6 protein-coding genes (1 of these 6 only partly in view) are annotated in these 15,253 nt (G+C 47.4%); all 6 read right to left on the reverse strand.

The annotated features are described in order from the left end of the window. Tightly spaced (each overlapping or abutting the next), the 6 genes in view from J8Z24_RS18935 to J8Z24_RS18960 form a layout consistent with a single transcriptional unit that may run on beyond the window. A complete protein-coding gene (locus J8Z24_RS18935; protein ID WP_252096002.1) occupies positions 1-3,126 on the reverse strand; it encodes an efflux RND transporter permease subunit in 3,126 nt (1,041 codons plus the stop codon). After that, entirely contained in the window at positions 3,087-4,247 is a 1,161-nt protein-coding gene (locus tag J8Z24_RS18940) for an efflux RND transporter periplasmic adaptor subunit (protein WP_252096003.1), read from the reverse strand. Before J8Z24_RS18940 ends, J8Z24_RS18935 begins: the two co-directional genes overlap by 40 nt. Then, entirely contained in the window at positions 4,240-5,325 is a 1,086-nt protein-coding gene (locus tag J8Z24_RS18945) for a hypothetical protein (protein ID WP_252096004.1), read from the reverse strand. Before J8Z24_RS18945 ends, J8Z24_RS18940 begins: the two co-directional genes overlap by 8 nt. Next, positions 5,325-6,635, reverse strand: a complete 1,311-nt coding sequence (locus J8Z24_RS18950) for an MFS transporter (RefSeq protein ID WP_252096005.1) — start codon at positions 6,633-6,635, stop codon at positions 5,325-5,327. Before J8Z24_RS18950 ends, J8Z24_RS18945 begins: the two co-directional genes overlap by 1 nt. Next, the gene (locus J8Z24_RS18955) at positions 6,635-10,720 is read right to left on the reverse strand and encodes a type I polyketide synthase (protein ID WP_252096006.1); all 4,086 of its coding nucleotides are present in this window, start codon (positions 10,718-10,720) and stop codon (positions 6,635-6,637) included. Before J8Z24_RS18955 ends, J8Z24_RS18950 begins: the two co-directional genes overlap by 1 nt. After that, positions 10,714-15,253, reverse strand: the 3' portion of a protein-coding gene (locus J8Z24_RS18960; RefSeq protein ID WP_252096007.1) for a non-ribosomal peptide synthetase. The gene runs 16,622 nt beyond the window's last position; the window shows 4,540 of its 21,162 coding nt (coding positions 16,623-21,162); the start codon falls outside the window, past its right edge; it ends in the stop codon at positions 10,714-10,716. The genes J8Z24_RS18955 and J8Z24_RS18960 overlap by 7 nt, the downstream gene beginning before the upstream one ends.

Raw genomic sequence — 15,253 nt, forward strand, 5'->3', positions numbered from 1 at the left:
TTAACCCAAGTCAAAATTTGCAGCAGCGATAGTCGATTTATTGTGTTTTACTGCCGCGCTTTTTAGTAGTACAGGCAACATAAATAATGTTGCAAAAGAACTGGCTATCACCCCAAATGCTAAAGACACCGCCATTGGGATCACCATGTGTGCTTGTAAATCTGTCTCAAACATTAGCGGCAATAGACCGATAAATGTCGTCAACGACGTTAAGGTAATTGCCATAAAACGCTGACTAGCCACTTGTACAATGCGACTGCCCGGTTTTGAATGGGCCACCAATAAAATCAAGGCATCATTGACCGCGACACCAAGTGCTGCAATTACACCAAATAGCGACATTACGCTCATACCTAGTCCCATAACCCAATGCCCAAATACGGCACCAACGAAACAAAATGGCAGGACACTCAAAATCAGTAGAGGCTTTTTGTAGGAGCGCAGTGGAATGGCCAATAATGCGTAAATACCAAAAAGCGATAATAGGAATAGCACCGCTTGACGAGACATTCTGCCTTGTTGCTCTTTGAGCTCACCGTTTAGGTTAAATGTCAGCCCTGGAAACTCAGCTGATAGCTCAGCGAGAATACTCTGCTCTAACAGCTCTGAGATATCATCAGGGTCCGCAAGCAGCGGGTCCACTGACGCCATTAAGACAACATTTTGTCTACCATTATCGGAGCGAATTTCTGTGGGCGCTTGGATCAACTGATAGGTGGCTACGTCCGTAAACAACAATTCAGTCCCATCATCTAGGTGAATATATATGTTATCGAGCAGGTGTAGTTGAGCACGATAGTCTTGCGGATACTTGAGCATCACCTTAACTTCAAAGCTATCTCTTAGTACTCGCTGTACCTCAATACCATAAATTGCTGTGGTAACCTGAGACATCAACATCTCTGGTGTGAGACCTAGATTCTGTCCCATTTCATTTAATGCTAACCGAACCTCTACCTCCATATTACTTTGACTGTTTGTCACATCATAAACCGCAGACAAGACGTTTAGCTTTTGCTCTAGTTGCTTAGCGGCAGCATCAACTTGTAAAGGGACTTCCCCCACTACATTGATCTGAATATCTCGCGATTCAGGGTCGCCATCTAGTGTTTCTTGGATCCGATATTCTTTTAACCCTGGCATATTAGGAAGCGCTTGCCTCCAAAGCTTTGCCAATTCAAAAGTGTCTAATTTTCTCGCCTCATCATCTACCAACTTAACGTATAACTCCGCATTTTGCGGACCATCAAGGATCACCGCAGTGTGGGCAACCATACCTTGGCCATATTGTGAAGCCAGCGATTTATCAACATCTAACACGCTTTGTTCAAAAGCTCGTATCGCCTCTACCGTCATGGCTTCAGAGGCTGTACTTTCCATCCGAAGTTGAATTGAAGGGAAATCATGAGGAACACGGGCATCTCCAATCCACTTTACATGACCACCTGAGAGCATACCCATTGCAACCATAAATAACGCAAAAAATGCACTGACTACTGGCCAACGTTTTGGTAGCAAAGTTCGCAGCACAGGTTCATATACGCCACGAATAAACGACTGCATACCAAGCGCAATGGTGTCACGTAGTTTATCTAGCACAGGAGTCACCCGCTTCTTTGGGCCTATCGCAGCAAGGTGAGCCGGTAAGATCAATTTAGATTCGATGATTGAAAACAACATCGCGAACACCACAACAAACCCAATACTGCGAAATAACTCTCTTGATTCCCCTTCTACAAACAGCAGCGGTAAAAATGCAGTAACTGTGGTGAGTACGCCAAATACCGTCGCGACTGACACTTTTTCAACTCCTTTTATTACGCTGGCTTGTTGATAGCCTGTACGCTCACACTCATGATAGACACTTTCTGACACCACGATGGCGTCGTCTACTACGATACCCAGCACCAAAATAAAGCCAAACATGCTCATTAAATTAAGCGTTACCGATACACTTTCCATGGGCAGCAGCATCATAGTGCCAAGATAGCTAATGGGGATCCCAGCCATTACCCACATGGCAATACGAGGACGTAAAAATAAACTCAGAACCACAAAAACTAACAAAGCACCTGCAAACAGGTTTTCCATCATCATGTCCAAGCGCCCTTCAACATAGTAATTAAAGTCGAGCCAAGCGGTCGCCGTTAAGCCAGCTTCTAATGACGCTGAATGCGTAGCTAGATAGCGTTCAACCGCCTCTGATACGACCGCGATATCTTGCTCTGGGGCGGCACTGATTTGGAAAATACGAGCCGGTTTACCATCAAAGCTTGAAAAGAAAGCCCCATCCGCCAAGGTGTCGTTTACAGTGGCAACTTCCCCAAGCGGTACCGTGGCACCGTTGGATAAAGTAAGTACTGGGATCGTCGCAAATTCACCTGAGCGGTATGCCTGATTCTCCATTCGCACAGTGATTTCACCTTGCTCATTTCGGATAAAACCACCCGTTTGGTTTATTGAGTAAGCATTGATCCGTTCGCTCAATTGCGTCATGGTTAGGCCATAACGCCTCAGTGCATCAGGGTCTACTTCAATACTGACCTCAAAATCGCGACCACTGTCATGATCAACATATTGCACCTCAGGTAACAGTAAGAGTTCCCGTTGTAGCTTGGCTGCCGCCATTTTTAGATTTTTTTGATCTGCACTGCCGTACAAGGCTAGAAACATTACAGTATGGCGTGGCGATATATATTCAATCACAGGACGTTCAATGCCGACGGGGAGTGTTGATAACGCGTCAATTTCACGCTTCACACGGGCTAACAATTGTTGCGCATCACTATCGTCACTCAAGGTCAAACGAACTCGGGCCAACTCCTTGTTGCTGAGCCCCACCATACGGCGCACCTCAGGTAACCCTTGCAGTGCATTCTCTATTTTTTCGGTCACCCCAATTTTTACTTCAGCAGCCGATGCTCCTGGATACTCAACGATGATCTCAATTTGCTGATTGGGCTCAAGTGGCAATAACTGCTTATTAATAGACAAAAACGATAACACACCGCCAATCAATAAAAACAACATCAGTAAATTGACGGCGATAGGGTTTTTAATAAACCAAGCAATCACGTTGCGAAGCATCACTGCATCTCCTTGTTCGGTGTAGCCGTCTGTACCCACTGTTCACCTGATGAGATGTGTCTGACTTCAACTTGCATCCCAGCAACTGGGTTTTGCAGTGGAGTCACTATCAAGCGATCACCCGCTTCCAACCCAGCCGAAATTAATGCCTGATCTTCATAAAAGCTTTTAACGGTTAATTGCCTGTGGTGTAAGCGGCCCTCGCCATCTACAACCCAAGCGCTGCCTTGACGTAAAAATTTAGCTGGGATCGCTGTGTGACGGACACTCTGCTCAAGCTCTACCTTTGCTATTACATAATCACCAAATCGCAGCGCATCTAGGTCTGAATGTAAGGCTAACGGATCCATAACACGGACAACCACGTGATTTACCGCATGTTCACCCGTAGTGTTTTCAATACGTACAATTTCGCCATAGCGTTTTTTACTCAGTGATGAAGTAAGTTCAACTCGCTTTCCAATGAGTGATGGTGCGCGCTTTAGCTGAGCAACACTTAGTGGTAGTCGGATCTGTGCGATATCTGTGCTCATTAACTGCCCTAACACCTCTCCTTGTTCGACGTATTGACCCAGTCCCACCGAGCGCGTGGCTACAACGGCATTAAATGGTGCTCTAATCACCGTTTTGTTTAAGTCTCTTTGGGCAATCAGCAAGTCCGCCTTAGCAGCTTCAATGTTTGCCAGCTCCCTGGCTAGTTGTGGCTTATAAAGCGCAAGATCGGAAGGTGTTTGATCTGTGACACCTTGCCACTCTTGCTCTGCGACCTTGGCTTGCGCTTCGATCAAAGTGTACTCAGCTTGAGTGCGGCTAAGTTCAGCTTTTGCTTTTAACAGTGCGGCATGATAACTGTGCTGTTCAATACGGAGTAACGGGCCTTGATTACTGACCAAGTCGCCGTCGTTAAATTCGGCAGCCACTTCTTCGATCCGACCACTCACCTCCGCCGCCAGCTGAGTATGATACAAAGGTTCAACTCGACCTCGAGTCGTTAGGGTGATCGGTGCTTCCACTTCTTGCACTGTGATGGCACTTACGACGGGCAGCTGTTGCTGTGGTTCAATGACATCCGGCTCATCTTGGGCGCTTAGTCCAACAAAAGCGACCACACCAAAAACCAAAATTGCACCTGACAAGGCAACCGTTTTCAGCTTATTCATGGTGCGCCTCCAGCAGTAATACTGACAGCGATTGTAATTGATTAAGTAACGCAGGGATCCGAGCGCTAGCCTCGTGAACTGAACCAAGTACGGTGTCGGAACCTTGCTCCGAACGACCACAGACATACTCTTGGTGACGCCATAAAAGATATAACTGACGTAAGAACGCCTCAGCATAAAACGCAGTTTTTGGTACATGTTGGGTGATGCAGGTTTGCAAAAACCCTTCCCCTAATGGCGCTAAGTTCGTGACCCAAGCTCGCTCATCGTGCTGTGTCATGTTGCCGCCTAGAAGGAGCGGCCAAAAGTATACACAGTTAAGCCAAAAGTGCGCTAAAAATCGCAGTCCTGAATCGATAGATACTTGCGGGTCCATTACCGCAAGTTGTCCATTGTGCTGCAATACCAAGTTTTCTGGATGAATATCTTCATTTACCAATGTAAGTGGCCATTCATGTAACGCTTGCAGCTCATAACTCAGCGTTAGCGCGTCAATTAATGCCGTCGCTTCTGTTTCTATGCTTATTTCTTTAATAAGATTGATAAAGCGTTGTTTTTCAAATTGGTACTGAAGCTGTTGTGCGGTTTCATTTTGGCCCTTTAAACCGCCTTCAGTGGTCAAAAGTAACTTGCCCATACCGTCACAAGGCGCTGGCTTTTTATAAGCACTGAGTAAAGATCGCGCCAACGTGCAACCTGCCTGATGAGCTTGCTCAGAAGTAAAATCGGCAAAGGCCACTGCCTGTTCTAATTTTGACTCTATGACCCAAAATTGACCATCTAACTGGCCACTTTGATATTGCTGAGGGACTGCCAACTCACTACCTGCAAGCGCTTGGTAAAACAATTGCGTGCCTTTATATTCTCCGGCAATCAGCGACGCTGAATGGTTCTCTACTTCGCCATATGGAAAGCGCTTTCTAAACTTAACCACCATTGCGGGCTGTTGTGGCGATGTCACTTCATACGCAACGTGAATGTCCCCGTTTCCAAGCTCTTGGTACTGTATTCCTTCATGGCTTACAAACTGATCAGCAATGAGGTGATTAAGCTGAGTTTGACGACGTACTGATAACATTAGATACCTCCTGCTTTAACGGCTTTATCCAATGCGGGATAGCTGGTTTTTAAAAAGTCACCCGCCTGTTCGGCTTCTAGGCGCATAAAGGTTTTAAAATGCGGCAATAAATACAGGCAAGGTGCAACCACTAATGCAACAGCTCCTAACATCAATAATGTAGTTGAAAAGCCCACTTTATCTACACTTATCCCGACCGCAGACATGCTGACAGGCTCAATCCCTTTACCCATAAATCCAAGTGTTGCACCAATTCTTGAACGCAAAATATCTGGCACGGAAGCCATCACTTGCGAAGACAGAACCACATTTGCCCATACGGTTGCCAAACCAATTAGCGTCAATGAAACAAGTACTTGGTAAATGTGAATGTTAAATGCCATGGAGCCGATACACACACCAAGGAGTAGAAATGCAAAAAGCATGATGCGGTCTAACGACACTTTTTGGGCAATAAAACCGAACAACACCACACCTAAAATACTGCCGACTGCCAGTCCTGATTCAAGCAAACCTACGTACCAAGCTGGCAATTGCTCCACTTCTTTCACAAGGTAAGGAACCAGTACTTCCAATGGCGCAACAGTGAAATTGATAAACATGACAATCAATGACAAACCAAGCAGTATGCGTACTTGAAAAACCACTCTGAATCCCTCTAATACTGCATTCCACCAAGTTTTCACTCCCATCACACCACTACTCTCGCTGGCTTTTGTGTTAGCGCGGATCAGCAGTGAGCAAATCATCGCCACCAAGAAAGTCGCCGTATTGACCCAAAATGCCACCATCACACCAAACACAGATACTAATGCACCACCGAGCAGGCCACCAACGATCCCCGCCATCGCGTTGATACCCTCTGTTTTATTGATGGCCTCTTTGAGTAACGCTTTATCGACTAGCTGAGCAACAATACTGCGAGACGAGCTGCTAAAGAGCGCCCCAGCGGTGGTGTTCACAGTGAACAAGGCAACTAACAGTGCTTTATCAAAGTGGTCAAACATCACACAGGCCGCCAAAGCGACAAACACTATCGCGCGAATGATGTCACTCAAGGCAATCACATGCTTACGACTGTAACGGTCTCCGATGGGACCAAATAGTGGGGTTAGGACAACCCCTATCGCCATAGGAATGGCCAACATTGTACCCATCACAGCAGCCGATCCGGTTTTTTCTAGGATCCACCAACCTAACGCCAGCATGCCCACGGCATCACCAACTAATGAGAGGCTTTGTCCCAATCGGTAAATCCAAAAGTCTCTACCTAATCCTTGCTTTTTTGTGGTGCTTTTTTGCTCGCCCATTATTCTTCCTCAGTCAGTACTGCTGCACTTTTTTCTTGATTGTTAAGTTCAGTTACACAGGGTAAAAATCCACGTTCCATCAGTCTTTGGATGTAACGGTTTACCGTACCTGCGCTAATTTCTGGTAGACTGTGATGCTCCTTTTGTAACGTTTCACAGAGCAAGTCGTTATTAAAACGAAGCTGCTTATTGACCTCTGCTTCCCCCTCTTGCGCCTGCAACATACGATATAGCGGACGCTGCTGCGCTTCTGTCAGCATCTGAGTTACCCGTTTCGCCCAAAGTGTGTCATCGAGAATTTGCAGTGGATAACCTAATGATCTGGCTTGCTCGGCTAGGTCGTGGAAGGTCAATAAATTATGTGGTACTAAATGATATACCGAGCCTGCAGGTGCATGTTCGGCCAATGTATGAGTGATAGCGCAAGCTTGGTCAACCGGTAACATATCAACATATAATCCTGCCGCTGAACGAGGATAAGCCGACACTTGAATACAACCTTTTACCAGTGCCCAAATCGCATCTTTTTCATTGCATTGTCCGCTTTCTTGAGGACCGGTAATGTTACCTGCTCGCAAGACAAGCGTATCAAATCCACGTGCTTTGGCCTGCCAGATCAGCTGCTCTGCCGCCCACTTGCTGTGCCCATATCCAGAACTAAATTTGCCAGTTAACAGTTCAGGTTGCTCGGTAACTTGCGTTTCGCCCACATAAGCCGTGTTAGAGTAGACTGAAATGGAAGAGGCGAAAATAAGCCGCTTTTTCGGCCCTTGTGCGGCCAATTGCAAGCAAGTTGTTACGCTATCAATATTTGCAGCACGCAATGACTCAACACCATAGAAATGGTTAACTGAAGCTGCCAGATGGTATATTTTGCTCACTTGTTGGCCTAATGCCTCAAACGCCTCTGACGGCAGACCAAATAAAGGCTCACAGATATCACCGATGATGACCTTGATCCGCGAGCTGGCGATCTGTAGCGGCAATCCATACTGCCGAGCAGTTTGATACAACCTTTGCCTTGCGGCACTTTCGTCTTCAGCTCGGACTAAGCAATATAAAGTACTATCACTCGAATCTAGCAATTGCTGCAGCAGGTGGATCCCCCAAAACCCAGTACACCCAGTGATCAAAGCAGCGTCAACCTGAACATCGGTATTATTAGGTTGCAGTGTTTCACTCAGAGTGAGCGCGAGTTCAGTTCCATTCTTTTGCTCAGATTGCGAGGTAACAAATTGACTCAATTGACTGGCCGTAGGAGCTTGCAAGAACTGATCGAGTGTTAAGCTGGTACCGAGTTTACTGTTGATGTCTTTCAACACACTCACTAACAGTAGAGAGTCACCCCCCAGACTAAAGTAGTCGTCCTCCACGGTAAGGTCATCACGGTCAAAGTAGGATGAAAAGACACTTAGGATCTGTGCTTCAGGGCTGAGTCCATGAGCTTGAGGTTCAGACTTTGGCGTGACAGAAGCAGCAACTTCCGTATGGCTTAAGCGTTTTTCTCCCCACCAATAGGTTTTACGCTCAAACGGATAGGTTGGCATTACTTGACGTTGATAAGCGCCTTCTCCCAACATGGCGTCCCAATTAGGTTCAACCCCGCACGTCCATAGTTGAGCTATCGCTCGCAGCAACGACTGCTGTTCATGACCAAGTTGTTTTGCATTGCCAATGGTTGCCACGCCATAATGATAATCTTGTCGCTTCAATAACTGTGTGAACAGCTGCCCAGGACCTACTTCTACGCAAATATACTGCTGTGATTTTAGCAAGGCTAAACCATCAGCGAACTTCACTGTATGCCTTACATGCTCACTCCAATACTGGGGCGTTGCAGCTTTTACAAAATCGACCCACTCGCCGCTTCTATTTGAAATCCAAGGCGTACTAGGTTGAGTAAACTTAAGTTTCGTCAAATAACGCTCAAATTCGCTTAACATGGGAGCCATTTGTTGACTGTGATAAGCATGAGAAGTCTTTAGGCGTTTTGGTGACAGCCCTTCTTCAGATAGGATTAACTCGGCTTCCTGAATTGCCTCAAAACTGCCCGCAATAACACATGTGTCGTGACTGTTTTCAACGGCTAATTCAACACCGTCTGGCATCAAATCCGCAATACTTTGCCAACTTTTCGAGATACTTAGCATGGCTCCTGTGGGCATGCTATCCATTAATCTCGCCCGTTCAATAACGGCACCAAGGGCATCTTCTAGCGAAAATAACCCACTAAGACAGGCCGCGACCCACTCTCCTAAGCTATGCCCAAGATAAGCATCTGCTTGAATACCATAATAAGCCAGCAGCTTAGCTAAACTGTATTCCACAGCAAACAATACTGGCTGAGTGTTTTTGGTGATGGCCAGCTGAGCGTCATCACTGTGTAATAGCTGAATAATGTCTACACCGCGATTTAACGCATAGGCTGCGACTTGGTCTAAGTGACGACGATATTCAGGCTCACTGCGATATAACGCCATCCCCATTTGTACAAATTGGGTTCCTTGCCCTGGGAAGATAAACGCCACTTTGGCTTGATGTTGCGCTTGATGCTCACCAACCTGTCCGTATACTTCGCCTTGATGCAATAACACTGCACGCCTCAGCGGATAACGCTCGCGACCATGTACCATGGTTTTTACGCAATCTCGAGACAGATTGCCTCGGCGCTCAGCTTCCGCCAAAATGGCTTGGTTATAATCGCTCAACGATTTCGTTGATTTTGCGCTCAATGGTACAAAACTCCACGGATTAAGCTGCGCTGTTGCTTGCGTTTTAGCAGGCATATTCTGCAGCACCACGTGAGCATTGGTGCCACCAATACCAAACGAGCTAACTCCCGCCAATAGCGTTTCTTGCTGATTTAACGCAACCGCTTGCTGGTTTACTCTCAGTGGACTGGCCTGCATTGCAAAGGCAGGATTGGGCTGTTCAAAATGTGGCATCGGTGGAATAACGCCTTTATCCAATACCAGTGCCGCTTTGATGACTCCCGCGATCCCCGCAGCCGCATCCAAGTGGCCATAATTCGTTTTTAGCGACCCCACATAGGTTTGCTGCGCCGTCGCACCAAGCTCTTCATAGGCGCGACTCAAAGCATTGAGTTCAATTGGATCCCCCAACTTGGTGGCTGTTCCATGTGCTTCTACAAATTTAACTTGCTCAACGGATAAATCAGCGGCAGTCATGGCTTCAATTACCAATTCTGCCTGTGCATTTTCGCTGGGCGCGGTATAACCGACCTTCTCATTGCCATCATTATTTAGCGCTGTGGAACGGATCACCGCGATAATGTTGTCGCCATCTTCAAGGGCCTCTTTGGTGCGTTTGAGCACCACCGCAGCAACGCCACTGCCGGTCAAAGTACCTGACGCTTTTTCATCAAATGGTCGGCAAATTCCATCTTGCGAAAAGATAGCGCCTTCTATGTATTGGTAGCCCTTTTCATCTCCTAACTGAAGCGAACTGCCGCCCACCAGCGCCATATCACAATGGAAGCTTTCAAGGTGTTGCACCGCCACAGACAAAGCGGTAAGCGAAGTTGAGCAGGCCGTTGCCAGCGTCATTGCTGGCCCCCGGAGGTTTAAATGCCACGCTACGCGAGTTGCTAGTTGGTCTGGCAAGCTACCAGAAAACAAGCTCATGGCGTTGTGACTGTCGACATGATGGATCACATTTTCAATAAAGTATTGGCTTGGACTGACTCCCGCAAATACGCCAACCTTGCCGTCGACTTGGCTCGGTGCATATCCGGCGTGTTCCATAGCGGTTTGGCACACTTCCAAAAAGCAACGTTGTTGCGGGTCAATCATGGCCGCTTCACGAGCCGACAAATTATATAAATTAGCATCAAAGTCAGCGGCGCCCTCTAAATTCAGTGTTACTGGCACCCAATCCTTTGGCAATTGCGCTTGCTCTTCTGCACTCAGTTGATGCACTGTCATGCCACTTTGACCTGCACATAAGGTTTGCCAAAAGGCGTCGATATTTTCAGCTTTAGGAAAACGTCCAGCCATACCTATGATGGCAATGCTGTCTTCCAATTCTTCTGCCAGCTCAGTTATTGTTGTTGGTTCGCTTAGCATGTTTCTTTCCCTCTACGTTGACGTTGACGCGCTTGGCGTCGTTTATTACCAGCTTGACTACCTAGCTTGGGCTTAGCTGCAACTGTCTCATCACTTAACCAGCTGGCTTGTGCCGAAATTGTGGTGTGTTTGAATAAAGCCAATAATTCAACTTCTTTTTCGAATGCTTGATTTATCGCCGCTTGTAATCGCGTGGCGAGAATCGATTGGCCTCCAACATCAAAGAAATTGTCGGTTACTCCAAAGTCGCTATGACCCAAAATTTCCTGCCAGAGTGTCATTAAGGTTTGTTGTACCTGACCACTCGCTTGTTGCCTTGGGCCAGAACTCACCACCTCAGCAGCGGGTAAGGCTGAGCGCTTGATCTTACCGTTGACGTCGGTGGGTAAAGCTGCGAGTTCACACCACAACTGAGGCACCATGTAACTCGGTACTAGTGATTGCAATTGCGCTTTGACTTGTGCGGCTGGAGCTGTGGTTACAATATATGCAGCGAGCGCTGTGACGGTTTCGCCTTCGTACTGCGGCACCACCGCGGCTTGGCTTACTTCGGCTAAGTTGCACAGTACCGCCTCAACTTCTTCAAGCTCAACACGGTGACCACGCAGCTTTATCTGATTATCGGCGCGGCCAATAAACACCAAGTTACCGTCGCCGTCATAGCGCACGAGGTCGCCAGAGTTATACAAACGGCCATGGCTTGGATGCGTGGTAAACCGCGCGTCTGTCACATCTGGCTTGCGCCAATAACCTAACCCCACACATGGACCGCCGATGTATAGCGTACCAACAGCCCCAGGTGGCACTGGTTGTAATTGGTCATCCAATACAAACAACTTACTGCCTGGGCGTGGGATCCCCATGTGCGGTTTGCGATTGCGACTAATATCAAAATCCCCCAATGACACACCTACCCCCGTTTCACTCGGGCCGTAGGCATTAATAATACGGCGCGTTGGTGCACTCCAAGATTGCAACAGCGCATAGGAAGGCGCTTCACCTGCCGTTAAAATGGTGTGCAGTGCTGGATACGCATGAACAGGAGTATTGGCTAATACCGATGGGAATAGGATGGCAAAATTTACCTGCATGGTTTCAAGGGTTTGGGCCAAAGCAATGCCCGGCATAACAGCCATTTTGTCTGCTAACAGTAAAGTTGCACCATTCATTAACGCCGCCCAAAACTCTAATACGGCAGAGTCGAAGGCGATGGAAGCAAATTGCAACACCCGAGTACCCACTTGAATATCCAGTAAATTATCTGAATTACGGGCAAAGCCCATGACTGCACTATGCTGTAACAATGTGCCTTTAGGACGCCCAGTAGTACCCGAGGTATAGATCACATAAGCCAGTTGATCGCAACGAACCTTGATTTGAGGATTTGTCCGCTCTATAGACGCGATAATATGCTCAAAATCATCCAAAAATAAGCATTCCCCTTGCACTGACTGAGCAGTTTCTTGGGTACACAGCAACAAGTCAGCATCACTGTCTGATAAAATATAATCTCTACGTTCGGCTGGTAACTCAGGGTCTAACCCAATGTAAGCGGCACCCGCTTTCAACACAGCAAGGGCAGCAATCACACTGAGTTCATTACGCGGCAGGCACAGCGCCACCCTCGAACCTACTTGCACGCCTCTAGCTAATAGAACACGTGCTAAGCCATTGGCCTTTTCGTCGAGCATGCGATATGTCAGCGAAGTGCCATTTAACACCTCAACAGCAACGGCATCGGGATAAGCTTCTGCGCGGCGTTCAAACTCTCCGTGTAAGGTAGCGGTTTGCGGCCACTGACCATCAACTTGACTCCAATGACTAAGTTTTTGCTGTTGCTTAGGAGAAACTACACTTAGCTCATTGATAGGCATTGCTAACCAACTCGACAGTTGCGTTAATGCATATTCATAGCTACCAATTAAGCTATCAATCAGTCCGGCTTCAAACAAATCAACATCATACTCAAGTTGGATCACCATGCCGTCGTCGCTATGCTGAACAAACCAGCATAAGTCGAGTTTTACACTCTCAGGTTCACTTTCAACTGGAGTGATAGTTAACCCGTCTAATGTGACCGAATCCGAAGGCAAGTTGTGCAACGAGAAAGTGATCTGAAACAGTGGATTCATCCCAGCTAAGCGGTTGGGTGCAACAGCTTCAACAATTTGGCTCAGTGGTATGGTTTGATGATCTAGCGCATCAAATGCACTGTCACGCACCTGTGACAAGAATTGCTGGAGCGTCTGCTGAGGATCCAACTGACCGCGCAGTGGTAACGTATTCACAAACAAACCAACCGTGCGCTCAAACGCCACGTCATCTCGTCCCGACACAGGGAAACCTGTCACTAAGTCCGTTTCTCCGGTGAATTTATGCTGTACCAACTGCCAAGCTGCCAGCAGTAACATAAAGCTAGACATGCCTTGAGATTGTGCCAGTTGGGTCAAATCGTCAGTGACATCCTGAGTTAATACCACCTCTCGTCTTGCGCCTTGTTGACGGCTCAACTCTCGCTCCATTTGTAGCGGCAATTGGTGACTTTGCGGTGCAGCAGCCAAATGACCTCGCCACCAGTCTAAGCCTTCTTCAAGCTGCGTTTGCGGCAATGCCTGATACTGCCAGTAGTCTGAGCCACTGATCATGGTTGTGTTTTTGGCTTGGTATAAAGCCATAAACTCTTCAGCTAAAATGGTCAGTGACCAACCATCGGCGATTAAATGCGAGACTACAAATTGTAAGCACGCCTGCGCACCTTTGGTCAGCAATACCACTTTAAATAACGTATCTCCATCAAAGCTAAAGGGTTCTGCACCAAGTTGTTGCGCATGTTCGATTAATGATTCATTTGGCCCTAAATTGATGACTTCAAAGGGCGCAGGCGCGGTCGCTTCACGAGCATGCTGCCAAAGACCTTGGGTGTCTTGTTTTAGATACACACGTAAGGCTTTGTGACCCTGCCAAAGCGCAGTAACCGCGTGCTCGATACGACCAAGGTCATAGGTTCCATCAATCAATAACGCCAGCGGCATGTTGTAAGCACTCTTATCACCTAGCAAGCTCTGTGCAATCCAAAAGCTTTGCTGCATCAAAGTCGCGGCTTTACGCTCCACCTGAGGTAACTCTGCCAACTCGGTTTTTTCTTGCGTAAGCGGTTCGTCAGGACCAACCAAAGCAGCCAGTTCGCGAACGGTTGCCATTTGGAAAAAGTCACGCATGGCAATTTTGTAATTGAACTGCTTTTGTAAGCGCGATATGACACGAGTTGCTAACAGTGAGTGTCCACCAATTTCAAAGAAGTTGTCGTCTCGGTAAACCACTTCTAAGTCGAGTAATTCAGCAAATACTTGGGCGACAAACTGCTCAGAATTGGTTTGTGGCAATTCGCCCTCTCGAGCTTGCAATGCAGCCTTAGGTTCAGGCAATGCACGGCGGTCGACCTTGCCGTTGGCAGTCAGAGGGAAAGCTTCCATCATCACAAAATAAGCAGGCACCATATATTCAGGAAGACGCTGTTGTAACGCGGCTCGAAGTTGCTGTTCACTCGCACGACCTTGACTGTCCATGATATACGCCACCAAAGCAGTACCTCCCTGAGGCTCTTTGTGCGCCATGACCAACGCTTCATCGACGCCTGACATGTCACTTAGCAAGGCCTCGATTTCACCAAGCTCAATTCTAAAACCACGAATTTTTACTTGGTTATCGCAACGGCCGAGATATTCTAAATCGCCATCAACCGTTACCCGTGCCAAATCACCCGAACGGTAGAGGCGATCTCCATTGACTGTAATAAAGCGATCTGCGGTTTGCTCTGGTAAGTTGAGATACCCACGAGCCAGACCAGCACCTGCAACATAGATCTCTCCTGCTACGCCCACAGGCACTAAGTGTTGATGTTCATCAAAAATCAAAATATCAAGATCGGCTATACCATCACCAATTAAGCTGGCAGTGGCTGTCTGCTCAAGTACATCATTAGCTTGAATACGGCGGTGGGTTGCATGTACTGTGATCTCGGTGATCCCGTACATATTGATAATTTCAATTTCATCTTGATAACGCTCAAACCAGCCCCGAAGCGCCGTAAAATCGATTTCCTCACCCCCAAGTACCACGCGGCGCACTGGCAGTTGCTGACTACTTTGTAGGTTTTCTCGAACCACTTGTAAAAATGCCGATGGAGTTTGACTTAACTGAGTGACGCCTTGCTCACACAACAGTTGATGGAACGCTTCGCTGTTGCGTGTTGTTTCATAAGGCACCACCACCAATTTACCACCATGTAATAATGCCCCCCAGATCTCCCATACCGAGAAATCAAAAGTGCATGATGAGAACAGACTCCACACATCGTTTTCAGTAATTGGGATCCGTGTAGCGGTCGCATCAAACAGACGCACCACATTGCGGTGCTCTAGTAACACGCCCTTAGGCGTCCCGGTAGAGCCTGAGGTATAAATTACATAGGTTAAATCCTCAGGTTGACAACGCACCGGCGGGTTATCGCTGTTGTGGCTAGACATCATGGTC

The sequence above is a fragment of the Pseudoalteromonas sp. SCSIO 43201 genome (assembly GCF_023716725.1).
Classification (GTDB): Bacteria; Pseudomonadota; Gammaproteobacteria; order Enterobacterales; family Alteromonadaceae; genus Pseudoalteromonas; species Pseudoalteromonas peptidolytica.

Excerpts from the sequence above, each read along its gene's own strand:
- J8Z24_RS18940 (WP_252096003.1), bottom strand. The coding sequence starts at position 4,247 with ATGAATAAGCTGAAAACGGTTGCCTTGTCAGGTGCAATTTTGGTTTTT.
- J8Z24_RS18945 (WP_252096004.1), bottom strand. The coding sequence starts at position 5,325 with ATGTTATCAGTACGTCGTCAAACTCAGCTTAATCACCTCATTGCTGAT.
- J8Z24_RS18950 (WP_252096005.1), bottom strand. The coding sequence starts at position 6,635 with ATGGGCGAGCAAAAAAGCACCACAAAAAAGCAAGGATTAGGTAGAGAC.
- J8Z24_RS18955 (WP_252096006.1), bottom strand. The coding sequence starts at position 10,720 with ATGCTAAGCGAACCAACAACAATAACTGAGCTGGCAGAAGAATTGGAA.